Origin of the sequence: Propioniciclava coleopterorum (assembly GCF_011393335.1) — a bacterium.
GTDB lineage: Bacteria > Actinomycetota > Actinomycetes > Propionibacteriales > Propionibacteriaceae > Propioniciclava > Propioniciclava coleopterorum.
The window spans coordinates 1,266,142-1,292,618 of the sequence record NZ_CP049865.1 but is presented as its reverse complement, the minus strand read 5'-3'; the positions used below and the strand labels follow the sequence as shown (position 1 = coordinate 1,292,618).

The following is a 26,477-nucleotide window of genomic DNA, read 5'->3' as shown; positions in this document are numbered from 1 at the left end:
CTGAGCCCGGACGCGCGTCCGCGCCGGGCCCGAGGGCGTCAGCGCTCGTCCGGCATCGGGTGGTACTGGGCGAGCTGGGCGTCCATGATGCGCCGGGACGCCAGGGTCAGCGCGGCGAGGTGCTGGTCGGACGCGCCGGCGTCCACCTGGGCCAGGAAGGACTCGATCTCGCCCGCCATCGTCTCGCCGGGGGAGACAGGCGCCCGGTCGAACAGCACCTCGGCGTCGCCGGAGCGCGGGGTGAAGGTGACGCGGCTGGTCTCGGCGATGTCGTCGATGGTGAGCGCGCCGTCCTCGCCGAGGATGACGCTGGGGGTCACCCCGGCGGTGATCTTCGACCACGACACGGTCGCGACCCGGTCGGGGTAGCCGAGCACGAGGCTGCCGGCCGCCTCGAAGCCGTTGTCGAGCAGCACCGAGCTCCCGTGGGTCGCGATGGGTCCCACCCCGAACAGGTCCAGGGCCGGCTGCAGCGGGTACACGCCGATGTCGGCGATCGCGGAGTTGTCCAGCGCGGGATCGAACGCGTTCAGGACCTCGCCGGCCTTGAACGCGTCGTAGCGCGACGAGTACTGCTCCTTGACGAGGTCGGCCTGCCGCAGCGTCCCGAGCCGGGGGAGCGCGTCCTTGATCGCCTGGTACGCGGGGGTGTGCAGGTTCCGCACGGCCTCCATCGCCACCAGCCCGGACGCCATCGCGGCGGCCTGGATCTCCCCGACCTGCTTCGCCGAGCCCGCCATCGTCTTCTCGACCAGGACGTGCCGGCCGGCGCGCAGCGCGGTCAGCGCCTGCTGGTGGTGCGCGCGGATCGGGCTCGCGACGTAGACGGCGTCGACGGCCGCGATCATCTCGTCGAGCTTCGTGGTCGCCTTCTCGATGCCGTGCCGGGACGCGAACGCCTTGGCGGTGTCGGGGTTGCGGGAGTACACGGCCGTCACGTCCGCGCGCCCGGCGCAGGCGCCGACGAACCAGTCGCTGATGAAGTTGGTGCCGATGACGCCGAATCGCAGCATGGTCTCCTCCAGGGTCGGTGCCCCCACATCCTCCCCCACGACGCCCCTCGCTGTCTGCGCCCGGTCCTCCCCGTCCGCCCGACGCGGGCGGGCCGACCGACTCCGGCCGGCCCGCGCCACGTCAGTTCAGCCGGAACTCCCACGTGCGGGCATTGCCCGCGACGTCGTACACCGTCAGGGTGTTGGCGCCCTTGACGGCCCCGGGCGTCGGGCGGGGTCCCACGCGGGTGATGCCGGCCACGTCCACCCGAGCGGCGTCGGTGACGTCCACCGCAACCCCGTTCATCACGTACCGGTCGACCAGGTGGGCGTCCGCCAGCGCGACCGAGACGACCCGGTACGCGCCGTTGCCGACCTGCTGGGTCCCCGCCGCCTCGACGGTGACCGTCGGCGCGGTGGCGTCGAGCACGAAGGTCAGGGTGGTCGCGTTCCCCGCGACGTCACGGACCGTCAGCTCGTTCTGGCCCTCCCGGGCGCCGAACACGCCCGGCTTCACGCCGTTGAGGTCGGACCACACGTCGTCCACCAGATCCTTCTCCACGCCGTTCAGGGTGAGCCGGTCGATCTTGCCGGCGTCGAACAGCTTGAAGGAGACCTGCGAGTAGACCCCGTCGCGGCCCACGGATTCGGGCTTGACCGTCACCGTGGGAGCGGTCGTGTCCGGGACGACGTACTGGACGGTCCGGGCGGTCCGCCAATCGGTGATGCCCGCCGCCGGGGCGGCGTCGATGACCAGCTTGCCGCCCTCGAGGACGCCCAGGTCGCCCGCCGCCAGGCTCGGGTCGGCGCCCGGCACGGTCGGCAGGTCGATCTCGACCCGCGCGGTCCGGGAGACGCTGTTGGGCGTCACGCCGTCGGCGAACCCGACCCGGCCGTTGGGGACGTTCGTGATCGCGAAGTAACCCTCCGCGTCCGTGGTGACGCTGAGCCCTCCGATGGTGCGCCCGTAGGTGTCGGCGACCTGCGAGGGCGCGTCCATCAGGGAGTAGCCGAGGGTGCGGTCGGCCAGCGGCCGACCGTCGGCGCCGACCAGGCGCCCCCGGATCGGGTTGTGCAGCACCGTCAGGTCGGAGACGCCGACCAGGCTGTTGGGCTCGTTCGGATCCGGGTCGGCCACGTTGGGCGTGTTCTGGTCGTAGTTGCCCGCCTTGAAGTAGAAGTTGTCCCGGTACTCGCCCAACTCCTGGGTGAAGATCACCGTGCCGTCGATGCTGAACTGCGCGCGGCCGTCCACCACGGACGCCGTCAGTGCGAACGGGGTGCCGGCGCCCGTCGAGGTCGCCGGGCCGTCCACCTTGGGCGAGACGCCCGTGCCGGTGACGCCGATGGTGGAGAACGCGAAGGCCTTGTCGACGAACACCTCGGCCTGCGAGCCGTTCGACTTGAGCTGCGCGATGGCGACCTTGCCCGAGTCCCGGAGCTGGTCGACGTACTCGACCCGGTAGCCGCCGCTCATCTGGTGGAAGCCGTCGTGGTTCCACCACGCCTGCTGGTCGGCGTTCGGGGTCAGCTCGCGCAGCTCGGTGCGGGAGTTGGCGGCGTTCGCCGTCTTGTAGCCGGTCGAGGACGTCATGAAGTAGTCGTACTCGCCGGCGGTGTCGCCGTACCACCAGGGCGTGTAGTCCCGGGCCACGAGCTGGGAGGACGGGTAGACCTTCGACAGGTTCTGCCCGTTGTTCTCCTGCGACTCGATCTGCCAGGTCGAGTAGTCGATGCCCGAGCCGGGCTGCACCCGGATGGTGAAGGGCAGCGTGACGTCGGGCGCGCCCGGCTTGGCGAACACCACCGACACGGTGTGCTCACCCTCACCCAGGCCCGCCAGGTACCCCGACGCGAAGGTCAGGGTCGAGCCCTCGACCGTGTAGTCGGTGCCCGGCGTCAGGCCGGTGACCGACCCGAACGCGTAGCCGCCGGCCGCGCCGAACCCCACCGCGAGGGTGTGCGGCGTGGTCGGGAAGCGGGTGTTGTACCAGCCCCAGGACGCCTCGAGGAACGCCCCGGCCGACTCGGTCACCGTCAAGGTGTAGGGCCGCGAGGCGACGTCGCCCCAGGCGAAGTCGAAGCTGAGCCGGTGCTCGCCCACGGCCAGGGCGTCCAGCCAGGAGCGCGCGAACGTCAGCCGGCCGTCCTTCAGCGTGTAGTCGGACGCCGCCAGCGGGACGCCGCCCAGGGTCACCGCGGTGAGGCGGTTGCCCCCCGGCGTCGAGACGCCCACGCTGGGCAGGGTCGCCGGGGCCGTCTTGTCGTAGCTGCCGGACGCCGCGTCGAGCGTCGGATCCTCCGGCGTGACCTTGGTCAGGGTGAGCGCCAGCGTCCGGCCGCCGACGGTCAGCGTCAGCGCGGTGTCGCCGAGCGGGAGCCCGTCGAGGTAGCCGCGGGCGAACGTGATCGTGTCGGCGCCGTTCGCGCCCGGCGTGACCGTGTAGTCGGTGCCGGCGCGCAGGGCCCCTGCGGGACCGGTGATCCCGGTCAGTGCGCCGCCCGCGGTGTAGAGCGAGGCGGTGACGGGGGCGTCCTTCTTGGTGTTGTACTCCACCGCGGTCGGGCTGACGACCGGGTCGGCGGTGTTGTAGACCTCGAAGGAGTAGCCGAACTGGGCCTGGAGCGCCTTGCCGGGCGCCTTGGGGTTCTCGGCGCGCTCGAAGTCGACCTTGATGTACTTGGCGGGGATCGGCTCCTTGGCGTGGAACACGAACACGCGCTCGGCCGGCCCGCCCTTGGTGTTGACCTGGCTCGGCGTCCCGGTGTTCACCACGTCGCCCGCCGGCCCCTGCTTGACCGGGACGGTCTTCCCGAACGCCGACCAGTTCCCCGCGGCGGGGGTCGTCCAGTCGCCGGCCGGGCCGGGGGCCTGCGCCTTGTTCAGGGCGGCCCAGTCGGCGTCGGAGGTGCTCGTCCGGATGGACACCCCGGTCACCCAGCCGTAGTTGGTGATGTTCGGGTCGTGGCTGAACGCCGAGGCGCCCTTGCGACCGGCGTAGATCACGACGGTGTCGACCAGAGTCTCGCCGTCCAGCTTCATCGCCGCCCGAATGGCGTCTGCTTGAAGGCCGCGTGGTCGGTGCCGCCGTTGGTCTGCCACGCCGTGCCGACGGCCGTGCCGGGGGAGGCGTAGCGGACGCCGTCGAAGAAGTGGTTGATCTTCGGCGCGTTCAGGGACGGGTCGCCGCTGGCGTCGATCGCCCAGCTCGAGCCGGTGACCGTGGCCAGGTCGGCGCTGGAGCCCTCGTCGAGCGACGAGCGCACGGTGGAGGGGCGGATCAGGCCGGCGCCGGCGCGGGCCGGCGTCCTGCCGTCGACGTCGGTGCCGCCCTGGGCCGGCGAGGGCTCCTCGCCGAAGTCGTAGCCGGGGGCGAGCCCGAGCGCGTTGCCCGGCTTGGCGGCCTCGTTGAAGAAGTCGGTGAAGTAGACGAAGGAACCCTGCCGGAACGCGGTGGCCGGCTCGATCGTCAGCGTGTGCGTCAGCGTGGTGCCGTCGCTGAACGCGAAGGCGAACGCGTGCGCGACGGGGGCGTCGGTGACCAGGGCGTCCAGGAACGCGGTCGCCAGCGTGACGCTCAGCCGGTCGGCGGTGGCCTCCACCGTGTAGGACGCCGGGTCCACCGCGGTGCCGTCGCGGGTCACGCCGGTGAGCGTGCTGCCGTGCGGGGTGAACTCGATCACCGGTGCGGCCGAGACGCCGGACTCGTAGGTGCCGGCCGCGGGCGAGACCAGCACCGGCGGCTCCGGCTCGGTCACCGGCGGCCGGGTGGAGTCGTACACCTCGAACGCGTTGACGAAGGTCTGGGCGCTCGCCGCCCCTTGGCGAGGTTGACGCGCAGGTACTGCGCGGTGATGGGGGAGGCGGTTCTGAACACGAACACGCGGCTGGTGTTGTCGGCCGCGCTGGGTGCGGCGAACGTCGACCAGCCGGGCGCGCCGGCCAGCGGCCAGTTCTGGGCGCCGCTGACGTTGGGCGCCAACGCGGCCCAGGCGGCGGCGTCCGTGCTGGTCTCCAGCGTGATGGCACCGATCTCGGTGTCCTTGTAGGCGCCGATGCCGCTCTTGCCGCCGTACACCACGACGGTGTCGAACGCCTGCGCGGCGCCGAGGTCGACCGCCAGCCCGTAGGTGGTCGCGGCCGGGTTCTGGTGGTCGGCGGCGCTGTTGGTCGCCCACGAGGTGCCGTTGTTGTTGGCCAGCGAGGCGTCCCGGACGCCGTCGAACGCGTAGGTGGCGTCCGCGCCGCCGGGGGTGTTCGTGCTCGCGGAGCTGGCCTTGACGTTGGGCGTCCCGCTGGTGCCGCCCTTCACGGTGTCGGGCACGAGGTTGCCCGCGCCCGCCGCGCCGGCGGTGCCGGCCCAGAAGGCGCCCGGGTTGTCGGCGACCATCGCGTCCACCGACGCGTACGTGGTCACCCCCGGGGCGGCGGCCGCCACGGCCGGGGTGGCCCCCGCGATCAGGGCGGCGGCCAGGAGGGACAGGCTGGTCGCCGCCGCCAGGAGGCGGCGCGACCGGGTGCGTGGGGCGTGGGGCTCAGACATCGTCGTCCTCGTCTCTCGTCGGGGGTTCGGTTCGGCTCGGGAAGGGCGGCTCGAGTGCTGGGGGTCGCAGGAAGGTCGGGTGGTCATCCTCGCGGCGTGATCGGACAGTTTCGTGCCCGGGTTCAGTGCGGCACCCACAGCAGGGGCTGGCGGACGAAGTGGTTGCGGATCACCTCGTCGACGTCGGAGTCCGCCGGGAGGCGGCCCCACAGCGCCAGGACGTCGGGGTCGTCGTAGGCGAGCCCCGCGAACAGCAGGCTCGGGTGCCGCATCGGCCACTGGTCGTCGTACATCACGTCGGGCGGCAGCGGCCAGCCCGAGCGGTCCGCGATGAAGGGCGCGAGGAACGCCGTGGCGGCGGGCAGCCCGCGGCCGTCCGCGGTCTCGAAGCGCCACAGGTCGTCCTCGGGCGTGGACAGCAGCCGGGCCGTGGTGGCGAAGGCGTCCAGGTTGAACAGCGAGTATCCGAACGGCTTGGTGCGGGCGAGCTCGCGGGGCATGCTGCCGTCCGGCTCGATCTGCCCCGGCACCAGGACGGCCGTGAACCGCTCGCGCAGCGCGCCGAGCGTGGTCTCGTCCCCGACGAAGGCGGCGAAGGCGGCCACCTGCATCGCCCAGCAGGTGCCGTGGTTGTTCTCCTGCTCGCGCTCCTCGATCCCGTTCGCGCTGGTGGTGAGCCATTCCAGATAGGCGCGGAACCAGCCCCGGACGGCGTCGAACTCGTCCGCGGTCAGGCCCTCGCCGGACGCGGATCCGGGCGCGCCGGACGCCTCGAGCACCTGCAGCGCGCGCACCACCTCGACCAGGTGGATCGTGTCGATCACGCCGATGCCGCGTCCCGTCGTGCGCCCGTGGATCGCCTGGGCGAACCGAAGGTGCGGGTTCATCCGGGTCGACGGGTCGAGGAACCAGGCGCGCGCGTGCCGGGCCGCGTGATCGCCGAAGCGGGGGTCGCCGGTGAGCAGCCACGCGGCGGCGAGCGCGGGCACCTGGACGCTGAGCCGCATCAGCGCGCGGCGGTGTTCCACGAAGTTGTCGGGGTTGGACAGGCCGTCGCGCTGGACGTAGGGGCCGTCCGGATCGTCGGGGTTCGGCCACCAGTAGTCGCCCTCGGAGAAGAAGTCGTGCGTCCCGCCGGCGCTGCGCGGCGACGAGGCCGCCGTGACCGTGCGGGGCGGCTCGGCGAGGTGGCGTTCGGCTGCGTCCAGGACGCGCGCACGCTCGGTCGGCGCCAGGCCGAGCACCGTGGGAGAGGGCGCCGTCGGCAGGGGCATCGTCGCCCCGGTCTCCGGGAAGTCCATGCCGCGGACAGTAGAGGCCGGGCAGGGAAACCGCCATCGCATGCCAGGAGTTGCTGCGGCTCCCCGGGCGTCAGGAGATGGTGAACCGGGCCGTCAGCTGGGTCTCGCGGCGCGAGGAGGGCCCGACGCGCAGCTCGAACTCGCCCGGTTCCACGACCCGCTCGCCGCGGGCGTCGACCAGCGTCAGGTCGGCGACCGGGATCGCGAGGCGCACCCGGGCCGACGCGCCCGGCGCCAGCGCGACCTGGCGGTACGCCTTCAGTTCCTGGTCGGCCCAACTGGCCGAGGTGACGACGTCGGAGACGTAGGCCTGCACCGTCTCCAGCGCGGGTCGGCGTCCGGTGTTCGTCAGCGTCACCGCGGCCGCCACGCTGTCCCCGGGGTGCAGCGCGGTCCGCTCGAGCACGAGGTCGGTGTAGGTGACCGTCGTGTAGGACAGGCCCTCGCCGAACGCGAAGGCGGGGTTCTGGGTGAGGTCGGCGTAGCGGCGTCCGTGCTGGCCGCGGATCTGGTTGTAGTAGGTCGGCTGCTGCCCGACGTGACGCGCGAACGAGATCGGGAGGCGCCCGGAGGGTTCGACCAGGCCGAGCAGCACCTCTGCGATCGCCCGGCCGCCCTCCATGCCGGGGTTGGCCACCCACAACAGGGAGGCGTCCCGGACCGAGTCGGGCAGCACGAGCGGCTTGGACGCCAGCAGCACCACCACCAGCGGCTTACCGGTCGCGGCGAGGGCGTCCAGCAGCGCGATCTGGCCGCCGATCAGGTCCAGCGTGGCGGTCGACCGGGCTTCGCCGACGAGCTCGATCCGGTCGCCCACGACCGCGATCACCACGTCGGACGCCTCCGCCGCGGCGACGGCCTCCGCGATCTGCGCGGCGTCCGGCGGGGTCGGGATGACGACGGGCGCGGTCGGCTGGCCGTCGGGGAAGAAGGCGCCCGTCGGGTCGGGGCCGACCGTGAGGATCTCCGCGCCCCGGGCGTGCGTGACGCTCCAGTCGTCGGGTACGTGCGCGCGCAGCCCGTCCAGGATCGTGGTGATCATGGCGCGCGGCGCCGCCTCCAGGTAGCCCGCCTGGCCCGAGCCGCCGGCCCAGTCGCCGAGGTGGCTCTGCGCGTCGTCGGCGAGCGGCCCCACCACCGCGATCCGCCGGGGCGTCCCGGACGCCGCCCGGCCGTCGTCGGCCGCCGGCCCGTCCGCCAGCGGCGCGTCCGCCAGCGGCAGCGTCCCGTCGTTGCGGAGCAGCACCAGCGAGCGCCGGGCCGTCTCCAGGTTCAGCGCGCGGTGCTCGGGGGTGCCCACCACCGACGCGATGCGGGCGGCGTCGGGGCGGCGCGGGTCCTCGAACAACCCGAGTTCGAACTTCAGGGTGAGGATGCGGCCCACCGCGGCGTCCAGGTCGGACTCACGCAGCAGGCCGCGCTCGATCGCCTCCAGGGCGCCGGCGAAGAACTGCGGCGTGGTCATGATCAGGTCGTTGCCCGCCTTCACCGCGGCGGCGGCCGCGTGCGCGTGGTCGGGCTGCACCTGCTGCTCCCACACCATGCGGCCGACGTTGTCCCAGTCGGTGATCAGCGTCCCGGTGTAGCCCCACTCGCCGCGCAGCACGTCGGTGAGCAGCCAGTCGTTGATGGTGATCGGGACGCCGTCGGTGGTCTGGTAGCCCAGCATGAAGGTGCGGCACCCCTCGCGGGCGACCCGCTCGAACGGCGGCAGGAACCAACTGCGCAGCTTGCGTCGGGAGATGTCGGCCTCGGACGCGTCGCGCCCGCCCTGGGTCTCGGAGTAGCCGGCGAAGTGCTTGGCGGTGGCGAGGATGGCGGTCGGGTCGTCCAGGCCGGCGCCCTGGTAGCCGCGCACCATCGCGGAGGCGAGCTCGCCGATGAGGAACGGGTCCTCGCCGAAGGTCTCATCGACCCGGCCCCAGCGCAGGTCGCGGGCGATGCACAGCACCGGCGAGAACGTCCAGTGGATGCCGGTCGCGGCCACCTCGACCGCGGTCGCGCGGGCGACCCGCTCCAGCAGGTCGGCGTCCCAGGAGGCCGCCATGCCGAGCTGGGTGGGGTAGATCGTCGCGCCGTCCCAGAACGAGTGCCCGTGGATGCAGTCCTCGCCGACCAGCAGCGGGATGCCCAGCCGCGTGGTGGCCGTGAGGTCGTGGCTGCGCAGCACCTTCTCCGGAGACGCGTGCAGGATCGAGCCGACGTGCGTGTGGAGCACCATGGCGTCCAGGTCGCCGCGGGCGTCCAGCTGCATCATCTGGCCGACCTTCTCCTCGGCGGTCATGCGTCCCAACAGGTCGGAGACGCGCTCGGCGACGGGCAGTTCGGGGTCGCGGTAGGGCGCGTGGCTCACGGTGGGTCCTCCCTCGGCGGTGCGGTTCAGCATCTCACGGTGGTGAGGCGCGCACCGGCCGAGAGGGGCAGAACCCGCTCCGGGGTCCGAAGGGTGGTGCGCGGCCCGGCGACCCGCCCCAGAACGGCGTTCTTCCCACGGCGCCGAGGTCGGCTTATGCTCGTCAGAGCAGGAAACTCGACCCGCCCGTGCCGCCCACGGGGAGATCGGCTCACCGAGTTGACCGCGCCCAGGGGGAAGGGGCGGGCCGCACACCACCGACGCGCCGCGCGCGTCGGCAGAAGGAGGCGGTCATGAGTACACACACGCCGACCCATCTCGAGGGGTCGCTCAACCAAGGGCTCAAGGCCCGGCACATGACGATGATCGCGGTCGGCGGCGTCATCGGAGCAGGGTTCTTCCTGGGCGCGGGCGGCGCGATCGCCGTCGCGGGCCCCGCCGTCGTCATCGCCTACTTCGTGGGCGGCGTCCTCGCGCTGTGCGTGTTGATGCTGCTCGTGGAGATGGCCATCGCCCGGCCCGTCGCCGGATCCTTCCAGCGCTACGCGCAGGAGGCGTTCGGGCCGCGGGCGGGCTTCGCCACCGGCTGGACCTACTGGCTGGCGTTCCTCATCGGGCCCGCGTCGGAGACCATCGCGGCGGGCACGTTCCTGCACGTGTGGTTCCCCGCGATCCCGATCTGGACGTTCGCCCTGGCCGTGGCCGTGCTGATGACCGTCGTCAACCTGGTCAGCGTGGCGTTCTTCGGCGAGGTGGAGTTCTGGCTCGCGCTCATCAAGGTCGTGGCGCTGGTCGTGTTCATCATCTGGGGCGCCACCGCCCTGACCGGCGTGCTGCCCAACTCCCCGGCGTCGGTGGACACACTCGTCAACGACGGCGGGTTCGCGCCGGCGGGCATCCTCGGCATCCTCGGCGCGATGATGCTGGTGATGTTCTCCTACGGCGGCACCGAGGCGATCGGGACCGCGGCGGAGGAGTCGGAGGATCCCGTGCGCGACCTGCCCAAGGTGCTGCGCTCCACGATCGTGCGGATCGGCGTCCTGTACGTGCTGTCGATGGTGGTCCTGACGGCCGTCCTGCCATGGCGTGAGGCCGGGACGTCCTCGAGCCCCTTCGTGGACGCGATGGGCATCCTCGGCGGGCCGGTCGCGGCGAACATCATGAACTTCGTGGTGCTGACCGCCGCGCTGAGCTGCATCGACTCGGGCATCTACGCCACGAGCCGGATGATGTTCTCGATGTCGCGGGAGGGCTACTTCCCGCCGGTGTTCGCCAAGGTGGGCGGCGCGCGCAACGTTCCGCGCAACGCGATCATGCTGTCGACCCTGGTGCTGTTCGTGGGCGCGCTCATGGCGGTCTTCGCCGAGGGGGCCTACCTGTGGCTGGCCAGCTTCTCCGGGTTCGGCTTCATGTTCGCGTGGCTGATGATCGCGCTGGCCCAGGGGCCCATGCGCAAGAAGTTCGAGGCCGAGGGGACGCTGGCGTGGAAGGCTCCCGCGGCACCGCTGGCCCGGTGGCTGGCCATCGTCCTCATCATCGCGACCATGGTCGGGTTGCTGTTCGTCGAGGACGGCTGGAAGACGCTGCTGGCCGGCATCATCTGGCTGCTCATCACGGTCGGGTACTACCAGTTCTTCGGGCAGCGGCGGTACCTGGAGGTGCAGGCCCGGACGTCCGAGCCGACCCGGGCCGTGGCGTCCGACACGAAGGAGGTCTGAGTCATGGCGGATCCGAAGCAGGTGGCGCGGAACCACTGGTTCCGCAACGACGATCTGCCCGGCGTGGCGGGTCCCGAGCGGGACCTGGTCGGGTACGGGGCCACGCCCCCGCGCGTCCGGTGGAAGGACGGCGCGAAGGTGGCGGTCAACATCGTCATCAACTACGAGGAGGGCTCGGAGAAGACCTTCGCGATGGGCGACGGCATGAACGACGGCATGTACGAACTGCCGTTCGACGTCGACGACCAGCGGGACCTGGCCAAGGAGTCGATGTACGAGTACGGCTCCCGCGCCGGGATCTGGCGGATGTTCCGGATGGCCGACCGGCTCGGGGTCCCGTTGACGGTCTTCGGCGCCGCCGTCGCGCTGGAGCGCAACCCGGCGGTCGCCGAACGGATCGTCGAGCGGGGCGACGACCTCGTCAGCCACGGCTACCGGTGGATCGACCACTACGAGTACTCCCGCGAGGAGGAGCGGGAGGTCATCGGGCTGGCGATGGAGTCGTTCCGGAGCAACTGGGGCCTGGAGCCCGTGGGCTGGTACTGCCGGGAGATGTCGGTGAACACCCGCGAGCTCCTCGTGGAGGACGGCCGCTTCCTCTACGACTCCGACTACTACGGCGACGACCTGCCGTTCTGGACGAAGGTCGCGGGGAAGGACCACCTGGTGGTGCCCTACTCGCTCGTCACGAACGACTGCCGCTACATCATGGGCACCGGCTTCGGCTCGCCGTCGGACTTCGTCGACACGGCCAAGCGGACGTTGGACCAGTTGCTCGACGACGGCGACGACTGCGGACGCATGATGTCGATCGGCATCCACCCCCGCATCACGGGGAACCCCGCGCGCCTCAACGGGCTCGCCGAGTTCGTCCGCTACGCCCTCGACACCCCGGGCGCGACGTTCATGACGCGCACCGACATCGCCCGGTCCTTCGCGGAGCAGGTCCCCGCGCCGAGCTGAGGACGAGCCGACGCCGGGGGACGCGCCGTCCCCCGGCGTCGTGCCGGCGCTCGACGCCTCAGCCGATCAGCGCCCAGGTCTCGACCTCGACCGGCCGCTCGAAGGGCTCTCCCGCGACGAACCGCTCCACCTCGTCGACCGCCGACGCCCCCAGGCGCAGCACCTCGTCGCCGATGGACCCCGCGATGTGCGGGGTGATCCAGACATTGGGCAGTTCCCAGAGCGGGTGATCGGCCGGCAGCGGCTCCGGGTCGGTCACGTCCAGCATCGCGTCGAGGCGTCCGGCCGCGGCCTCGGCGGCCAGCGCGTCGTGGTCGATGAGGGCTCCCCGGGCGGTGTTGATGAAGGTCGCCCCATCCTTCATGGACGCGAACTGCGCGGCGCCGAGCATGCCTGCCGTCTCCGGGGTGGAGGGGGCGTGCAGTGACACGACGTCCGAGCGGCGCAGGAGCGTGTCGAGGTCGACCAGTTCCCAGCCCAGGGCGGCCGCGTCCGCGGGGTCGAGGTAGGGGTCGCTCACGACGACGCGGATCTCCAGAAGGTCCAGCCACGGCTTCATAGCGCGGGCCACCCGCGAGGCGCCGATGAGGCCGACGGTGCCGCCGTGGGCGCCGATGCCCGCCTGGTAGCCGGCGCCGCGCTTGTCGCGCGTCTGCAGGAAGTTGGCCCGGGCGGCCGGGACGCGCTTGAGCGCGAAGATGATGGCCGCGGTCGCGAACTCCGCGACGGGGCGCGCGTTCACGGCGGTCGCCGTGCTCACGGCCAGGCCGGCGCGCATCATGTCGGGGGTGACGAGGTGCTTGACGGTGCCCGCCGTGTGGACCAGGGCGCGGAGCGCAGGCAGCCGGTCGGCGTTCGGGGTGATGGGCGCGGCGCCCCAGCCGGTGATGAGCACCTCGGTGCGGGCCAGGACGTCGTCGGGCAGCGCCGCCACGTCGGTGAGGGGGCCGGGCACGAGCAGGTCGACGCTCTCTCCGAGGCGGGCGAGCGACTCCGGCGACAGGGCCGCCCGGTAGGACGCCTCGTTCATCACCAGGAGGGCGCCGGGGCGTCGCGTCGCTGCGGTCGAGGCCGGCTCAGAGGCCGAGGTCGTGGTCATGTGGATGCTTCTTCCTGTGGGTCGCGATGCGGCCGGCCGTGTCGGTCGCGCGGGTGTGTTGAGACCCATCTTGGCGCGTCGCGGTCGGCGTTGCTCGCCCGCCCTCGTTTCCGGCACGGGCCGACCCGCCGACGCCCATCCGGCGCCGTGGACGCCCCGGGAACAGCGTCCCGGACGCATTTAGGCTGGTCACGGACCGAGTGGAGGGCGGCGACATGGCATGGATCGGGCGGGCGCTGTTCCTGCTGTGTTCGGCGGTGCTGGTGATCTGGGCGGTCGAGGGGCTGACGCGCGTCGACCAGTCGACGTCGATCCTCCCGTTCATGTCGGGGGACACCACCGGCGCCCCGGTGATCTTCGTCGGCGTCTTCTGGGGCATCCTGCTCACGATGGGCGCGGGCTCGTTCGTCGGCGGCTCGGGCGCGGGGCTGCACATCGCGGGGCGTCGGCGGACCTCCGACATGACCGAGGTCGGCGTCGGGGTGATCGACAAGGTCTCCCGGACGGGCCTGGAGGTCAACGACGTCCCGCAGTACGACATCAAGCTCACCGTCACCCCGGCGGACGGGCCTGCGTTCCCCGCTCGGATCCGCACGCTGGTCGACACGGTGGACGCCGTCGCGCTGGTCGTGGGCAACCCGCTGCCGCTGCACTACTCGCCCCGGACGCAGGACGTGGTCCTGGCGGATCCCTCGGAGCCGGAGGTCGGCCAGGCGCTGCTGCGCTGGCGGATCGGCCGCGGCCTGCTGGACCCGCGCCTGGTCGGCGCCCGGACGCGCGGCGTGACGGTGCCCGCCAGCGTCCTGTCGCTGCGGCCGACGGGCGTGCGGCGCGAGGGGCACGTCGAACTGTCCCTCACGCTGCTCCTCACGCCCGAGGACGGGCGTTCGCCCTGGGAGGCCTCGACGACCACCTTCGTCTACCCGCAGGCCCTGGACCGGCTGCAGGTCGGGTCCCCGGTCTACGCCATGTACGAACCGCACGACCCCGCGACGGTCGCGGTGACGATCCAGAAGGAGACCGTGGCGTGAGCGAACTCCTCGACACCCTCGTGTGGCTGGTGAACTTCCCGGTCTCGCACGGCTACGCGATGGTCTTCATCGCCGGGTTCAGCCTTCTCGGCCTCCTCATGATGGCGCGCGGCGCCCGCGAGCCCGTGGACGCGGCGAGCACGCCCGCCCGCCGCCGCCGCGCCGCCGCGGCGGGCGTGCAGAGGCTGGTCTACCGCGTGCTCGCGGTGGTCGTGCTGGGCGGCGGGGTGGTCGGGTTGCTGAGCATGCTGGGGCTGCCGGTGACGCACGCCTACATCCACGCCAACGGCACGCCCGTGCCGGGCCAGATCGAGGGCGACTACGTGGTGTTCACCACGACCGAGGGAGTGCGCCACGTCCAGCCGATGGACTTCTTCTCCACGCCGCTGTACCCCGACACGGACGTGTGGATCCCCCTGGACTCCCCGGTGACGGTGCGCTACCTGGCCGCCCACCCGCAGGCCTACGTCGTCGACACGACCACGCTGCCCGAACGCTGAGCCGCCCGGACGCGCGGACGCCCCCGGTCTCGACAAGGCCGGGGGCGTCCGCGTGTCGGGTCAGCCGAGCAGGGCGTCGCGCAGGACGTCCAGCGGGACCGAGCCCAGGTTGAGCGCGCGGCGGTGGAAGTCGCGCAGCGAGAAGTCCTCGCCGGCGGCCGCCGCGGCGTCGGTGCGGATCTGCTCCCACAGCCGCTGACCGACCTTGTAGGACGGTGCCTGCCCCGGCCACCCCATGTACCGGTTGAGCTCGAAGCGCAGGAAGCCGTCGTCCATGTTGACGTTGTCCTTCATGAGCTGCCAGGCCTTGTCGTAGTCCCACGTGCCGCCGCCGTAGCGCGCGAACGCGGGCTTGCCCAGGTGGACGCCCAGGTCGAGCACCACGCGGGTCGCCCGCAGCCGCTGGCTGTCGAGCATGCCGAACCGGTCGCCGGGATCCTGCAGGAAGCCGAACTCGTCCATCAGGCGCTCGGAGTACAGCGCCCAGCCCTCGCCGTGGCCCGACAGCCAGCAGATCTGGCGCCGCCACCAGTTGAGCTCGTCGGCGTTGTAGACCGCCTGCCCGATCTGCAGGTGATGCCCGGGGACGCCCTCGTGGTAGACGGTGGTCAGCTCGCGCCAGGTGTTGAACTCGGTGACCTGCGGCGGGACGCTCCACCACATCCGGCCCGGACGCGACCAGTCGTCGGTGGGGCCGGTGTAGTAGATGCCGCCCGACTGGGTCGGGGCGATCATGCACTCGATGGTGAGCAGCGGCTCGGGGATGTCGAACTGGACGCCGTTGAGCTTCGCGATGGCCTCGTCGGCCCTCTCCTGCATCCAGGCCTTCAGCGCGGCGGTGCCGACCAGGCGGCGCGCGGGGTCGGCGTCCAGCGCCGCGACGGCGTCGGCGACCGTCGCGTCCGGACCGGCGATCTCGCGGGCGATCGCCTCCTGCTCGGCGGTGATCCTGGCGAGTTCCTCCACGCCCCACTCGTAGGTCTCGTCGAGGTCCACGGTGGCGCCGAGGAAGTAGCGGGAGGCGCGCGCGTAGCGCTCGCGGCCCACGGCGTCCTCCTGCGGGGCGTGCGGGGCGATCTCGTCGCGCAGCACCTGCGACAGCGTCGCGTAGGCGCTCCGGGCGGCGGCGGCGCCGCGGGCCAGGTCCTCGGCCAGCGCGCCGGCGGCGGGCGAGCCGTCCGGACGCGCGCCCGCGGCGAACGTCGTGAAGAACGAGCCGTCGGCGTCCGCGAGGCCCGCGGTCTCGGCGACCGCGAGCTCCACCTGGCGCAGCGCCGGCACCCGGCCGTGCGCGACGCCGGCGCGCAGCGTCTCGGCGTACCCGGCCAGCGCGTCCGGCAGGGCCGACATCCGGGCGGCGATGTGCGCCCAGTGCTCGGCGGTGGCGGTGGGCATCAGGTCGAAGCCGTCGCGGTAGCCCTGCACCGGGGACGCGATGTTGTTGAGGTCGCGCTCGTGGTCGCCGGCCTCGTGGCTCTCCAGTTCCAGGCCCAGCCGGTCGCGCAGCGAGGCCGCCGTCACCTCGTCGGTGGCGTCCACGGGCTCCAGGTCGGCGAGCCTGCTCAGGGTGGCGCGGTTGAGCGCGGCCATCGCGTCGTGTCCCGCGGGGGACAGGTCGTCGAGCAGGTGTTCGCTCCCGGGCACCCCGAGCACGGTCGCCAGCAGCGGGCTGGCGGCGACGAGCGCGCGGGTGTGGTCCTCGGCGAGTTGGTCAATGGCAGTGTTTTCCCTCACGCCCTGAACCGTACCGAGGGATCCCGCGCGGGAGGACGTCCGGGTCGCCGGTAAGTCTTCACACCTCCGGCGAGGGCCGCCTCCCGCGCGGCCGGCGGTCAGGCGCGCGGGCCGGCGTCGCGGACCTTCGCGTCGTGGAGCGCGATGAGGCGCTTCTCCTCGGGGCCGATCGCGAGCAGCAGCAGGATCGCCGCCACCACGCATCCGGTCAGGACGGCGAACGTGAGGCTCCATCCGAAGTTCTGCACGAGCAGGCCGACGCCGGTGGACGCCATCGTGGCGCCCAGGACGTACCCGAACAGGCCGGTGAAGCCCGCGGAGGTACCCGCGACGTGCGGGGCCGACATGTCGAGCGCCTGCAGCCCGATCAGCATCACCGGGCCGTAGATGAACGCGCCGATGAAGAACAGGTAGACCATCAGCAGCCAGTACGGCGTGCCGACGGGGGAGAGCCAGTACAGCACCAGGAACACGCCGACGCCGATCATGAAGGTGACGCCCGTCCAGGTGCGGTTGCCCTTGAACACCCGGTCGGAGACCCAGCCGCAGGCCAGCGTCCCGAAGATGCCGGCGAGCTCGAACAGGGAGAACCCCATGATCCCGGCGGTGACGGAGGCGTGGTGGTGCTCGGACAGGTAGGTCGGCGTCCACGACAGGACGCCGTAGCGCAGCGCGTACACGAAGACGTTGGCCAGGGCCAGCATCACCATGACCCGGTTGAACACGACGTGCTTGAGGATGATCTGCCAGTAGCCCATCCCGGCCTCGCCCTGGGTGTCGGAGGACACCTTGGCCGGGTCGTGGCGGTACTCCTCGATGGGCGGCAGCCCCACGGACGCGGGGGTGTCGCGGATCACGACGAACGCGAACGCCGCCACGACCAGCGCGATCAGCGCGGGGAACCAGAAGGCGCTCTGCCAGGCCCCGCCGGTGAAGTCGAGCGCGAACGCCGCCGCGGCGCCCACCCCCATGCCGCCGACGTTGTGCGCCGTGTTCCAGATGGCGGTCTTCCAGCCGCGCTCGGTGGTGGAGAACCAGTGCACCAGGACGCGGCCGCACGGCGGCCAGCCCATCCCCTGGAACCAACCGTTGATGAACATGACGATCGCGAAGGTCGCCACGGTGGCCGACACCGCCGGGACGAACGCCACCGCCAGGTTGGTCAGCGCCGACAGCGCCAGCCCGATGGGCAGGAAGTAGCGGGCGTTGGAGCGGTCGGACACCGTCGCCATGAAGAACTTGGAGAACCCGTAGCTGATCAGGACGGCGTTGGCGATCAGGCCGATGCCGACCTTGTCGATCCAGCCCTCCTTGAGGATCACCGCGGCGATCAGCGGGATGTTGTTGCGGATCAGGTAGAAGCCGGCGTAGCCGATGAAGATGCCCATGAAAACCTGCAGCCGCAGGCGGGGGTACTTCTCCTTGATCTCGGCGTCGGGGAGCCGGGGTGCGGGCGGTGGGGACGCGAGCCAGGAGCGCCGGTGCGTCGACGCGGGGGCGGTCCTGGCGGGATCTGATGTGGGGGTCATCGTTTCCTCCTTCTAGGCGCGCCATCTTGGCACCGCCACCGCCCGCCGCGCAGCGGTCGTCACAACACTGTGATGCGATCCGTCCACCCACCGCCGCAGCGAGGGTGGGACTGGGGAAATCCGTCGGACGCGGGCGGTCGCGCCGGGTCGGCCATCGTCAGGAACGCCCAGGAAGGGCGCCGTGGTCCGGGTGGCGCTTGGTCGACGGCCGGGTGCCCGCCGGGGAACGGTCGCGGTCGCGGCGCCGACGCCCGGGTGAACGTCGGCGTCCGCGCGGCCGGACGCCGACCCCGGCCGCCCGCGCCGTGCCACCATGGTGCGCGTGACGAAGGTCTGGGCCCATCGGGGCGCGAGCGGCTCGTCGCCGGAAAACACCCTCCCGGCGTTCGAGATGGCGATCGAGCAGGGTGCCGACGGTCTCGAGTTCGACGTGCAACTCACCCGGGACGACCACGTGGTGGTCATCCACGACGAGACGCTGGAGCGGACGACCGACGGCCGCGGCTGGGTGGCCGATCACAGCCTGGAGGACCTCCGACGTCTGGACGCCGGCGCGGGCCACGAGGGCTTCGAGGGCGTCCGGATCCCGACGCTGGCCGAGGTGTTCGACCTGGTCCGGGACGCGGACGTGCGGCTGAACGTCGAGCTGAAGAACTCGCGCATCCCCTATCAGGGCCTCGAGGAGCGCGTCCTTGCGATCATCGACGACTACGGGCTGGCCGACCGGGTGATCGTGTCGTCCTTCGACCACAACTCGCTGCGCGGCTTGGCCGAGTCGGGCACGACGCTGCCGCTCGGCATCCTGTACTCCGAGCCGCTGTGGCGGCCGTGGAACTACGCGGTGAAGCTCGGGGCCTCGGCGCTGCACCCGTCGCTGTCGGCGACGCGGCCCAAGGTCGTCGAGCGCAGCCACGAGGCCGGGCTCGAGGTCAACGTGTGGACCGTCAACGAGCCCGTCGAGGTGGAACGCGTCCGCGACCTGGGCGTGGACGCGCTCATCACGAACTTCCCGGCGCGGGCGCGCGAGGTGCTCAACAGCCGCTGATCGGGCGGGCGGCGCTCAGGCGTCCTCGACGCCGATGAAGCGCCGCATGGCCGACGCGCCGGCCACGGTGAGGGGTTCGCCCCGCACGAGGTTCTCGGGCAGTAGGAGCATGCGCTGCAGCGTGCCCCGCTCGTCGCGCGGCGGCTGCCAGTCCAGGCCGTTCTCCCGGAAGCCCACCTTGTAGGAGACACGGATCGAGGCCTGGTTGTCGGTGAACGCCGCCGACGTCACGAACTCGAATCCCAGTTCGTCGAACAGCAGGGCGCAGAAGGCCCGGCGCATGGCCGTCCCGATGCCCCGGCCCTGGAAGCGGCGCCCCAGCCACGAGCCCGTCTCGCCGAACCTCAGCGTGGCGAAGTCGCGGGTCGCGACCCCCTGCACGCCGACGACCTCGCCGTCCCACAGGGCGCACAGGTTGAGTTCCCAGGCGTCGGGGGCGAACGTCGCCATCGAGCGCCACCACCACTGCAGGTAGTTGGCCGGCAGCGCCTCGGGTTCGGCGTCGGTCCAGGGCACGGAGAACGGCATGACCGACTCGTCGTGGACGCCGCCGCGCACCACGTCGATCAGCGCCAGCGCCTCCTCGGTGCCGATGCCGCGCAGTTCGAGCCGGCCGGCGGTGACGCGCAGCCCCAGCGGCGGGAAGGCCTCGGCGAGGCGCGGGTCGACCGGCACCCGCGTCAGCCGTGGTTCTTGTCGAGCGTGCCGGACTCCTCGCGCCGGTGCACGATGACCGTCCGGTCGCCGTCCTTGTGGACCACGGTGGTGTCGATGGTCACGTCGGGGTGCAACATCGCCCGCGCCTTCTCGTCGGAGATGGGCGGCTCGAACTCGTCGCCGAAGCCGGAGGAGATGTCTCCGCCGTTGTCGGTGTTGTCGGACATGGTCCCTCCTTCGCAGTGGGATGCCTTCAGGCTAGGCGCGACACCGCGGCCGGGCGATGGCGGGTGCCACCAGGATCCATGTGGCACCTATATGTAGGTGATACAGGGTACTTGGTGATACATTCTAGACATGAACGAACGTACGGCGCAGATCCGCAAGGGCGTCGTCGAGCTCGCGGTCCTCGGGCTGCTGGTCGGCGGAGAGCGTTACGGCTCCGAGATCGTGGACGAGCTCGGCGGGCAGCCCGCCCTGGCTCTCACCGCGGGCACGGTGTACCCGCTGCTGGCGCGCCTGCTGAAGGCGGAGATGATCAGCTCGACATGGCGCGAATCGCCGGTCGGGCCGCCCCGGAAGTACTACGAGCTCACCCCGCGGGCCGCGACGCCTACGCGGAGATGCATCAGGCCTGGCTGAGCGTCCGGGACGGCCTGGACGCGCTCTTGAAGGAGGAGCGATGATCCGCTCGATCGACGAGCTGACCCCGGAGACCGCCGCCGCCGCCCGCTCGTGGCTGGAGGCGTCCGTGGCGCAGGTGCCGGCGTCCTACCGCGGCGTCGTGCGCGACGAGATGATGAGTTCGATGTGCGCGGCCATGGACGCCGACATGACCCCCGAGCAGTTCGCCGGCGCCGTGGAGCGGATCGCGGCGTTCGTCGTCGAGGACGACGATGACGGCGCGGACGGCGCCCCGGAGGCCGGCCGCGACCCGCGCGTCGGTCGCTGGTGCGGCATCCCCTACGACTTCCGCCCTCCCACCGGTGAGCGCATCCGGCAGTCGATGTGGAACCCCGCCGACCCGCGTCTCCTGATGCCGCGCGCCTTCGGCGCCGGTTGGGACCTCAACGTGGGCGCCGTCGCCGTCCGGCTGGGCTTCATCGAGCCGGACGCCGAGGACGAGCCGTTCGCCGAGGTTCCCCAGGGGGCTTCACGCTCGCCGCGGGGCTGCCCTTCGCCCTCACCGGAGCCGTCATGGCGCATTACGCCGTCCGCGGGCGCGCGCTGCCCGAGCGCCTGGCCAACCACTGGGGTCCCGCCGGCGAGCCGGACGCCTGGGTCGCGCGCCGCACGGCCGCCTGCACCGACGTGGCTGTCTCGCTCGGCGCCTCGGCGCTCGCCGCGACGGCGCTGCGCCCGGCGCGTCCGGGCGCCGAACGCGCCGGCCGGCTCGCGCTGGCCGGCATGGCCGGCGGGACCGCCGCCGCCCTGACGGTGGCCCGCGCAGTGCCCAAGGGCGGCTGGTGGGTCGGACCGCTGCTGGTCGCGTCGATGGTGGGCGGAGCCGCCGCGCCCCTGCTCGGGCTGGCGCTCGCCGGACGCCGGGGCGAACAGCGCCGCGACCTGGCCGCCCAGCGCGCCGCGCACACCGAGGCCGAGGGGGAGCGGTGATGAGCGTCATCCAGCAGCACGGCCCCACCGTGGCGTGGCGCCGCGTGTGGATCTTCTACGGCATCGCCCTGACGGGGCCCGTCCTGGCGGCGGTCGCGCTGCTGGCGATGGGCCGCACCGCGGCCCCGGGGCTGGTCTCGGTGTTCACCCTCGCCTCCGCCATGCTGTTCCCGCTCGGAGCCGGGCTGATCACGGAGCGGATCGCGCGGCGGCGTCCGCTGCTGAGCCGGGAGTGGGAGCGGGCCCGGCGGGCCAAGCTCCGCGCCGTCGGCGCGACCTGGGCGTGGTCGGACGTCGCCTACGCGCTGATGTTCGCCGTCACGCTGCTCGTGGCGTGGCTGACCGCCGCCGCGCGCGTTCCCGGGGCCGGGACGTGGCGCACCCAGGCCGAGTTCGACGCCTTCCTGGCGCAGCTCAACCCGGCGGCCGCGGGGGCGTCGCTCCCGATCGCCGCCATGGTCGGGATGACCCTGGTGCAGGCCTTCCTGGCGGGCATCACCATCAACGGCGTGTTCGCGTTCGGCGAGGAGTACGGCTGGCGCGGCGTGCTGTCGGAGGAGGTCCGGCCGCTGGGCCTGGTGAAGGCGAACCTGCTCGTCGGCGTCCTGTGGGGGCTGTGGCACGCGCCGCTCATCGCGCTGGGCCACAACTACGGCCCCGACTGGGTTGCGGGCATCCCGATGTTCGTCGTCATCACGATCCCGCTGTCGTTCATCCTGTGGTGGGCGCGCGAGCGCTCCACCTGGGTGGCCGCGCCCGCGGTCGTCCACGGCGCCTTCAACGGCTTCGCGGGGATCTTCGCCGTGCTGGTCGCCGGCGCCGGATCGCTGATCGCGGTTCCCGTCGGCCTCCTGGGCGGCCTCGCCCTGGCGGTCGTCGCGGTGATCCTCTGGACCGTCCCGGGCCTGCGCCCGGCCTCCGCCCGCGTGCCGGACACGGCTCCCGCCCACGCGGCGGGGCCCGTCGCCGACTGAGGCCGCGCCCCGCCGCCCGGCACGCAGCAGGGCGGATGGCGCGCGCGGAGCAGGCTACTCGGCGAGGCCGTAGAGCCGGTCGCCCGCGTCGCCCAGGCCGGGGACGATGTAGCCGTGCTCGTCGAGGTGGTCGTCCACGGCGGCGACCACCAGCGTGCACGGGACGCCGACGGGGTCGACCAGCGCGCGCATGTTCGCGATCCCCTCGGGGCGGCGAGCAGGCAGATGCACGTGATGTGGTCGGCGCCGCGGTCGACGAGGAACTTCACCGTGCCGCCGAGCGAGCCGCCGGTGGCCAGCATCGGGTCCAGGACATAGCACTGGCGTCCCGACAGGTCCTGCGGCAGCCGCTCGGCGTAGGTGAAGGGCTGCAGGGTCTCCTCGTCGCGGACCATGCCCACGAAGCCGACCTCGGCGGTCGGCATCACGCGCATCATGCCGTCGAGCATCCCCAGCCCCGCGCGCAGGATGGGGACCACGAGCGGCAGCGGGTGCGACAGGCGCGGCCCCGTCGTGGTCGTGATCGGCGTCTGCACCTCGACGTCCTCGACGCGGACCTCGCGGGTCGCCTCGTAGGCCAGCAGGGTCACCAACTCGTCGACCAGGCGCCGGAAGGTCGGGGAGTCGGTCTTCACGTCGCGCAGCAGACGGACCTTGTGAGCGACGAGGGGATGATCCACAGCGATGAGTTCCACGCCGCCATTGTGGCAGCCGCGGGCCCTCCGTGGCGCGGCGGCGGGGACGCGGCGCCACGGCCGGCGGGCCTGGCCGACGGGGTGCCGAACGTCACGGAGTCTGAGACGATGGGGGACGACGAAAGGAGCCACCATGGCCGGACTCGACGACGACTACGACGCCGAACTCGCTGACCGCGGCGACGACCGGCCCGGAGTGGACGAAGCCGAGGGGACGACTACTCGGCCCTGGGTCTGGACGACGACCTCGACGACGATGACGACTACCCCGACGACGCGGGCGAGGACGAGATCGACCTCGTCGTCGCGCTGTACCGCGAGGACGGGACGCCGGTCGTCCAGTCGCTCGACCTCGACCTGGCCAACGACCTCGACGGCCTGATCGACGCGCTGCGCCGCATGCCCGGGGACGCCGGCGCGGTCGGCATGGTCAGCATCGAGCAGGACGTCTTCGTCATCACGCGCGTCCGCGGCCGCGTGGTGCAGCTCATGCTCTCGGACTCGATCGCGGGCCAGGACTGGCCGATCGCGCGGGACGCCGTGGACTACCTCGGGCTCGACGTGCCCGAGGACGAGGAGGACTCCGAGCCGGTCGGCGACCTGGACCTGTTCGCCGACGCCGGGCTGCCCGAGATGGAGATGGAGGCCATCTGCGAGGAGTCCGACGACGCCGTGGAGGCGCTCGAGGAGGTCGCCGAGAAGATCGGCTTCGGCACGGGGCTGTCCCGGATCGTCGCGACCCTCGACCTGTAGGGCGCGGCCGATGGCGGGGGCGACGCGCTGGCAGCCGGCCATGGCCGCCGCGCTGGAGCACGCGCGCCGCGCGGCGACGTGGGGCGACGTGCCCATCGGCGCCGTGGTCGTGGACCCCGCCGGCGCGATCGTCGCGGGCGCCGGGAACGAACGCGAGCTCACCGGCGACCCCACCGCCCACGCCGAGGTGCTGGCCCTGCGCCGCGCCGCCGGGGCGCTGGGGAGCGCGCCGGCGAGCGCGGCTGGGACCTGTCCGCCTGCACCCTGGTCGTCACGCTGGAGCCGTGCGCGATGTGCGCCGGCGCCCTGGTGAACGCGCGGGTCGCCCGGCTCGTCTACGGGGCGCACGACCCGAAGGCCGGCGCCGTGGCGTCCCTGTTCGACATCGTGCGCGACCCCCGGCTCAACCACCGCGTCGAGGTGATCTCCGGCGTGGCGCAGGAGGAGGCCGCCGCGCTGCTGCGCGACTTCTTCGCCCCGCACCGCTGAGTACGCCGCGGCGTCCGGATGCCGCGCCCGGGCGCTGCCCACCGGGCGGGCGCGTCGGGCCCGGGTGCCCGTCGATTGGCGTGCGGGCGGGCCGATTCGGTACGGTTGTCGGCGGTGACGTGTCCGAGCGGCCGAAGGAGCGCGCCTCGAAAGCGCGAGATGGGTTTCCCCCATCCGTGGGTTCAAATCCCACCGTCACCGCCACGAAGAACCCTTGAGCGATCAAGGGTTCTTCTGCGTCCGGGGGCGTGCCACGCTGGGGCCATGAACCCTGGAGTGGGCACGGGGGAGTGGGGCCGGTGACGGCGCCGCTCGCCGTGCGGTACCCGTTCCGCGGCGACTGGGTCGCGCGCAACAGCCCCGCCGACCGGATCCCCAGCCACGGCACGACGCTGTTCGGCTCGGCGCTCGCCATCGACTTCGTGGGCGTGGACGCCGCGGGGCGCAGCGCGCCCGTCACCTTCTCGACCCTGGTGCGGCCCGAGCCCCCGGACGCCTTCGCCGGCTTCGGCCGCGCCCTCCTCGCCCCCGCCGACGCCGAGGTGGTCGCCGCCTCCGACGGCGCCCCGGATCACCCGGCCCACCGCGGCCTGCCGTCCCTGGGCTACGCCCTCACGCAGCGGCGCCGCCTGGCCGCCGGCTGGCCGGGCCTGGCGGGCAACCACGTCCTGCTGCGGTGCGAGGGCGGCGCCGTCGTCGCGCTGTGCCACCTCCAGGCCGGAAGCGTCCTCGTGCGGCCCGGCGCGCGCGTGCGGGCCGGGGAGCCGGTGGGGCGCTGCGGGAACTCGGGCAACAGCACCGAGCCCCACGTGCACGTCCAGGCGGTCGACCGCCTCGACCTCGCGCGCGCCCGGCCGGTGCCGCTGCTCTTCGACGGTGGGACACCGCGGTCCGGGCGGGTCGTCCACGTCGCGTGAGCCCCCGCGCCCGGCCCGGCCCGCCGGATTGTGAGGAAGGTCGCGGGACGGGGGCCACATACCCGTAAAATCTGGCGTGATGAGCCTCGACGCCATGCTGCTGTTCGGTGCCGTTGTGGTGCTCGCGGCAGCCCTGGCGGCCCGGCTCGGATCGCGCCTCGGGCTACCCTCCCTGCTGCTGTTCCTCGGGCTCGGCCTCGCCCTGGAGCTGGGCGGCATCAAGATGACGGACGCCTCCCTGGCGCACGCGCTCGGCTTCGCGGCGCTGGTGTTCATTCTGGCCGAGGGCGGGTTCACGACCCGCTGGGTCGACATCAAGGGGTCGCTCACGGTGGCGGGCCTGCTGGCGACGGTGGGCGTCCTGGTCTCGATCGGGCTCGTCGCGACGCTGTGCCACCTCGTGCTGGGGCTCGACCTGCCCCAGGCCGTCCTGATCGGGGCGATCACCGCGCCCACCGACTCGGCCGCGGTCTTCTCGGTGCTGCGGGGGCTGCCGTTGCCCGCCCGCGTCCGCTCGGTGCTCGAGGCCGAGTCCGGCCTCAACGACGCGCCCGTCGTGCTGCTGGTCTCTGCCGCGACCGCGTGGACCATGGGCGACGTGCCCGGGGGCGGCGTCGCCGGCGTCGCGGGCCTGATCGTCGTCGAACTGGTCGGCGGCATCATCCTGGGTGCGTTGCTGGGCTACCTGGGGGCGAGGCTGCTCAAGGCGGTCGCGCTGCCGGCGTCCGGGCTCTACCCGCTCTCGGCGCTGGCCGTCGTGGTCACCGCCTACGGCGCCGGCGTCGTGCTGCACCTGTCGGGCTTCGCCGCGGTCTACGTCGCGGCGCTGATCCTGGGCAACAGCGCCCTGCCGCACCGCAACGCCACCCGCTCGTTCGCCGAGGGCGTCGGCTGGATCGCCCAGATCGGCCTGTTCGTGATGCTCGGCATGATGGCCCGGCCCGAGCTGTTGACGTGGCAGATGGTCCTCGAGTCCCTGATCATCGGCACCTTCCTCACCTTCGTCGCGCGCCCCATCGCCGTGGCGGTGTGCTCGGTGTGGTTCAAGGTGCCGTGGCGCGAACAGGCGTTCATCTCCTGGGCGGGGCTGCGCGGCGCGGTGCCGATCATCATGGCGACCGTGCCGCTGGCCGCGAACGCGCCCTCGGCGACCCGCATCAGCGAGGAGGTCCTGGTCTTCGTCGTGGTGTTCACGCTGCTGCAGGGCCCGACGCTGCCCTGGGTGGCGCGCCGGCTGGGCATCGTCGACGACGCCGCGGCGATGGACATCGAGGTCGAGATCGCGCCGCTGGACCGCATCCAGGCCGACTTCATGCAGGTCAAGGTCCCCGACGGGTCGCGACTCCACGGGGTCACCATCGGCGAACTGCGGCTGCCGAAGTTCACCGTGATCGCGGTGATCCTGCGCGACGGTCACCCGATCGTCCCGAACGCGCTGGACCGGATCAACGCCGGCGACGAACTCATGGTCGTGGTGCCGTCCGCGCTGCGGGCACAGACCGAGAAGCGGTTCCGGGAGGTCGGACGCCACGGGCGCCTGGCCAGGTGGCTCCGCGACTGAGCGCGGGG

The 26,477-nt window shown here is 72.6% G+C and carries 23 protein-coding genes, 1 tRNA gene and 2 pseudogenes; 14 read left to right on the top strand and 12 right to left on the bottom strand.

Annotation, left to right across the window (positions count from 1 at the left end; all coding sequences use genetic code 11):
* Window positions 1-38: 38 nt before the first annotated feature.
* The 6 genes from G7070_RS06255 to G7070_RS06230 all read right to left on the bottom strand — a co-directional run bounded on the left by G7070_RS06255 (window position 39) and on the right by G7070_RS06230 (window position 9,223).
* Entirely contained in the window at window positions 39-1,013 is a 975-nt protein-coding gene (locus tag G7070_RS06255) for a Gfo/Idh/MocA family protein (RefSeq protein WP_166232830.1), read from the bottom strand.
* Window positions 1,014-1,134: 121 nt separating this feature from the next.
* Window positions 1,135-4,035, bottom strand: coding sequence for a X2-like carbohydrate binding domain-containing protein (locus G7070_RS06250; protein ID WP_166232828.1), 2,901 nt, complete (start codon window positions 4,033-4,035; stop codon window positions 1,135-1,137).
* Window positions 4,032-4,775 carry a hypothetical protein gene (locus G7070_RS06245; protein ID WP_166232826.1) on the bottom strand — a complete coding sequence of 248 codons (744 nt, stop codon included), beginning with the start codon at window positions 4,773-4,775 and terminating at the stop codon, window positions 4,032-4,034. The genes G7070_RS06250 and G7070_RS06245 overlap by 4 nt, the downstream gene beginning before the upstream one ends.
* A complete protein-coding gene (locus G7070_RS06240) occupies window positions 4,748-5,536 on the bottom strand; it encodes a discoidin domain-containing protein (protein ID WP_166232824.1) in 789 nt (262 codons plus the stop codon). Before G7070_RS06240 ends, G7070_RS06245 begins: the two co-directional genes overlap by 28 nt.
* 122 nt (window positions 5,537-5,658) lie before the next feature.
* Window positions 5,659-6,837 carry an alginate lyase family protein gene (locus G7070_RS06235; RefSeq protein ID WP_206079982.1) on the bottom strand — a complete coding sequence of 393 codons (1,179 nt, stop codon included), beginning with the start codon at window positions 6,835-6,837 and terminating at the stop codon, window positions 5,659-5,661.
* A gap of 70 nt (window positions 6,838-6,907) precedes the next feature.
* Window positions 6,908-9,223, bottom strand: coding sequence for an exo-beta-d-1,3/1,6-glucosidase (locus G7070_RS06230; protein WP_166232820.1), 2,316 nt, complete (start codon window positions 9,221-9,223; stop codon window positions 6,908-6,910).
* 260 nt (window positions 9,224-9,483) lie between these two features.
* Between G7070_RS06230 and G7070_RS06225 the strand changes: the two genes are divergently transcribed.
* Window positions 9,484-10,908 (top strand): amino acid permease, encoded by a 1,425-nt coding sequence (locus G7070_RS06225; RefSeq protein ID WP_166232818.1) that lies wholly within the window; start codon window positions 9,484-9,486, stop codon window positions 10,906-10,908.
* 3 nt (window positions 10,909-10,911) lie between these two features.
* Window positions 10,912-11,871 carry a polysaccharide deacetylase family protein gene (locus G7070_RS06220; protein WP_166232816.1) on the top strand — a complete coding sequence of 320 codons (960 nt, stop codon included), beginning with the start codon at window positions 10,912-10,914 and terminating at the stop codon, window positions 11,869-11,871.
* A gap of 58 nt (window positions 11,872-11,929) precedes the next feature.
* On the opposite strand, the gene G7070_RS06215 is transcribed toward G7070_RS06220, so the two are convergent.
* Complete coding sequence (locus G7070_RS06215) at window positions 11,930-12,970, bottom strand: hydroxyacid dehydrogenase (RefSeq protein ID WP_166232814.1); 1,041 nt, start codon at window positions 12,968-12,970, stop codon at window positions 11,930-11,932.
* 215 nt (window positions 12,971-13,185) lie between these two features.
* Here G7070_RS06215 and G7070_RS06210 point away from each other — a divergent pair, with 215 nt between their 5' ends.
* Window positions 13,186-14,001: a hypothetical protein gene (locus G7070_RS06210; RefSeq protein ID WP_166232812.1), complete on the top strand. Its 816-nt coding sequence runs from the start codon at window positions 13,186-13,188 to the stop codon at window positions 13,999-14,001.
* The gene (locus G7070_RS06205; RefSeq protein ID WP_166232810.1) at window positions 13,998-14,501 is read left to right on the top strand and encodes a hypothetical protein; all 504 of its coding nucleotides are present in this window, start codon (window positions 13,998-14,000) and stop codon (window positions 14,499-14,501) included. Before G7070_RS06210 ends, G7070_RS06205 begins: the two co-directional genes overlap by 4 nt.
* 60 nt (window positions 14,502-14,561) lie before the next feature.
* Here the strand turns inward: G7070_RS06205 and G7070_RS06200 are convergent, their stop codons facing one another.
* Complete coding sequence (locus tag G7070_RS06200) at window positions 14,562-16,235, bottom strand: DUF885 domain-containing protein (protein WP_246227422.1); 1,674 nt, start codon at window positions 16,233-16,235, stop codon at window positions 14,562-14,564.
* 98 nt (window positions 16,236-16,333) lie between these two features.
* Window positions 16,334-17,764: an MFS transporter gene (locus G7070_RS06195; RefSeq protein ID WP_166232806.1), complete on the bottom strand. Its 1,431-nt coding sequence runs from the start codon at window positions 17,762-17,764 to the stop codon at window positions 16,334-16,336.
* 313 nt (window positions 17,765-18,077) lie between these two features.
* Between G7070_RS06195 and G7070_RS06190 the strand changes: the two genes are divergently transcribed.
* The gene (locus G7070_RS06190; protein ID WP_284690956.1) at window positions 18,078-18,809 is read left to right on the top strand and encodes a glycerophosphodiester phosphodiesterase; all 732 of its coding nucleotides are present in this window, start codon (window positions 18,078-18,080) and stop codon (window positions 18,807-18,809) included.
* Window positions 18,810-18,824: 15 nt separating this feature from the next.
* On the opposite strand, the gene G7070_RS06185 is transcribed toward G7070_RS06190, so the two are convergent.
* Complete coding sequence (locus G7070_RS06185) at window positions 18,825-19,484, bottom strand: GNAT family N-acetyltransferase (protein WP_166232802.1); 660 nt, start codon at window positions 19,482-19,484, stop codon at window positions 18,825-18,827.
* 5 nt (window positions 19,485-19,489) lie between these two features.
* On the bottom strand, window positions 19,490-19,693 hold the full coding sequence (locus G7070_RS06180) for a hypothetical protein (RefSeq protein ID WP_166232800.1): 204 nt from the start codon (window positions 19,691-19,693) through the stop codon (window positions 19,490-19,492).
* 130 nt (window positions 19,694-19,823) lie between these two features.
* Here G7070_RS06180 and G7070_RS06175 point away from each other — a divergent pair, with 130 nt between their 5' ends.
* The 4 genes from G7070_RS06175 to G7070_RS06160 are packed head-to-tail and all read left to right on the top strand — an operon-like array spanning window position 19,824 to window position 22,054.
* Window positions 19,824-20,108: a PadR family transcriptional regulator gene (locus G7070_RS06175; protein WP_166232799.1), complete on the top strand. Its 285-nt coding sequence runs from the start codon at window positions 19,824-19,826 to the stop codon at window positions 20,106-20,108.
* 40 nt (window positions 20,109-20,148) lie between these two features.
* Entirely contained in the window at window positions 20,149-20,901 is a 753-nt protein-coding gene (locus G7070_RS06170) for a DUF5808 domain-containing protein (protein WP_166230669.1), read from the top strand.
* Window positions 20,874-21,080 carry a hypothetical protein gene (locus G7070_RS06165; protein WP_166232797.1) on the top strand — a complete coding sequence of 69 codons (207 nt, stop codon included), beginning with the start codon at window positions 20,874-20,876 and terminating at the stop codon, window positions 21,078-21,080. The genes G7070_RS06170 and G7070_RS06165 overlap by 28 nt, the downstream gene beginning before the upstream one ends.
* On the top strand, window positions 21,080-22,054 hold the full coding sequence (locus tag G7070_RS06160) for a CPBP family intramembrane glutamic endopeptidase (RefSeq protein ID WP_166232795.1): 975 nt from the start codon (window positions 21,080-21,082) through the stop codon (window positions 22,052-22,054). Before G7070_RS06165 ends, G7070_RS06160 begins: the two co-directional genes overlap by 1 nt.
* 54 nt (window positions 22,055-22,108) lie before the next feature.
* Here the strand turns inward: G7070_RS06160 and upp are convergent.
* Window positions 22,109-22,734, bottom strand: a pseudogene (gene upp, locus G7070_RS06155) (uracil phosphoribosyltransferase).
* Between the two features lie 243 nt (window positions 22,735-22,977).
* Between upp and G7070_RS06150 the strand changes: the two are divergent.
* The 5 genes and pseudogenes from G7070_RS06150 (at window position 22,978) to G7070_RS06130 (ending at window position 26,469) form a co-directional block, all read left to right on the top strand.
* Window positions 22,978-23,502, top strand: coding sequence for a tRNA adenosine deaminase-associated protein (locus G7070_RS06150; RefSeq protein ID WP_166235047.1), 525 nt, complete (start codon window positions 22,978-22,980; stop codon window positions 23,500-23,502).
* Between the two features lie 40 nt (window positions 23,503-23,542).
* A pseudogene (locus tag G7070_RS06145) lies at window positions 23,543-23,991 on the top strand (nucleoside deaminase).
* Between the two features lie 113 nt (window positions 23,992-24,104).
* A tRNA-Ser gene (locus G7070_RS06140) sits at window positions 24,105-24,195 on the top strand.
* Window positions 24,196-24,290: 95 nt separating this feature from the next.
* On the top strand, window positions 24,291-24,908 hold the full coding sequence (locus G7070_RS06135) for a M23 family metallopeptidase (RefSeq protein WP_166232793.1): 618 nt from the start codon (window positions 24,291-24,293) through the stop codon (window positions 24,906-24,908).
* A 79-nt stretch (window positions 24,909-24,987) separates the two neighbouring features.
* Complete coding sequence (locus tag G7070_RS06130) at window positions 24,988-26,469, top strand: potassium/proton antiporter (protein ID WP_166232791.1); 1,482 nt, start codon at window positions 24,988-24,990, stop codon at window positions 26,467-26,469.
* The last annotated feature ends 8 nt before the right edge of the window (window positions 26,470-26,477 follow it).

What these genes read in the sequence shown, in the direction of transcription:
- G7070_RS06255 (WP_166232830.1), bottom strand. Translation starts at nt 1,013, where the DNA reads ATGCTGCGATTCGGCGTCATCGGCACCAACTTCATCAGCGACTGGTTC.
- G7070_RS06250 (WP_166232828.1), bottom strand. Translation starts at nt 4,035, where the DNA reads ATGAAGCTGGACGGCGAGACTCTGGTCGACACCGTCGTGATCTACGCC.
- G7070_RS06240 (WP_166232824.1), bottom strand. Translation starts at nt 5,536, where the DNA reads ATGTCTGAGCCCCACGCCCCACGCACCCGGTCGCGCCGCCTCCTGGCG.
- G7070_RS06235 (WP_206079982.1), bottom strand. Translation starts at nt 6,837, where the DNA reads ATGGACTTCCCGGAGACCGGGGCGACGATGCCCCTGCCGACGGCGCCC.
- G7070_RS06230 (WP_166232820.1), bottom strand. Translation starts at nt 9,223, where the DNA reads ATGCTGAACCGCACCGCCGAGGGAGGACCCACCGTGAGCCACGCGCCC.
- G7070_RS06225 (WP_166232818.1), top strand. Translation starts at nt 9,484, where the DNA reads ATGAGTACACACACGCCGACCCATCTCGAGGGGTCGCTCAACCAAGGG.
- G7070_RS06220 (WP_166232816.1), top strand. Translation starts at nt 10,912, where the DNA reads ATGGCGGATCCGAAGCAGGTGGCGCGGAACCACTGGTTCCGCAACGAC.
- G7070_RS06215 (WP_166232814.1), bottom strand. Translation starts at nt 12,970, where the DNA reads ATGACCACGACCTCGGCCTCTGAGCCGGCCTCGACCGCAGCGACGCGA.
- G7070_RS06210 (WP_166232812.1), top strand. Translation starts at nt 13,186, where the DNA reads ATGGCATGGATCGGGCGGGCGCTGTTCCTGCTGTGTTCGGCGGTGCTG.
- G7070_RS06195 (WP_166232806.1), bottom strand. Translation starts at nt 17,764, where the DNA reads ATGACCCCCACATCAGATCCCGCCAGGACCGCCCCCGCGTCGACGCAC.
- G7070_RS06190 (WP_284690956.1), top strand. Translation starts at nt 18,078, where the DNA reads ATGGTGCGCGTGACGAAGGTCTGGGCCCATCGGGGCGCGAGCGGCTCG.
- G7070_RS06180 (WP_166232800.1), bottom strand. Translation starts at nt 19,693, where the DNA reads ATGTCCGACAACACCGACAACGGCGGAGACATCTCCTCCGGCTTCGGC.
- G7070_RS06175 (WP_166232799.1), top strand. Translation starts at nt 19,824, where the DNA reads ATGAACGAACGTACGGCGCAGATCCGCAAGGGCGTCGTCGAGCTCGCG.
- G7070_RS06170 (WP_166230669.1), top strand. Translation starts at nt 20,149, where the DNA reads ATGATCCGCTCGATCGACGAGCTGACCCCGGAGACCGCCGCCGCCGCC.
- G7070_RS06165 (WP_166232797.1), top strand. Translation starts at nt 20,874, where the DNA reads ATGGCCGGCGGGACCGCCGCCGCCCTGACGGTGGCCCGCGCAGTGCCC.
- G7070_RS06160 (WP_166232795.1), top strand. Translation starts at nt 21,080, where the DNA reads ATGAGCGTCATCCAGCAGCACGGCCCCACCGTGGCGTGGCGCCGCGTG.
- G7070_RS06130 (WP_166232791.1), top strand. Translation starts at nt 24,988, where the DNA reads ATGAGCCTCGACGCCATGCTGCTGTTCGGTGCCGTTGTGGTGCTCGCG.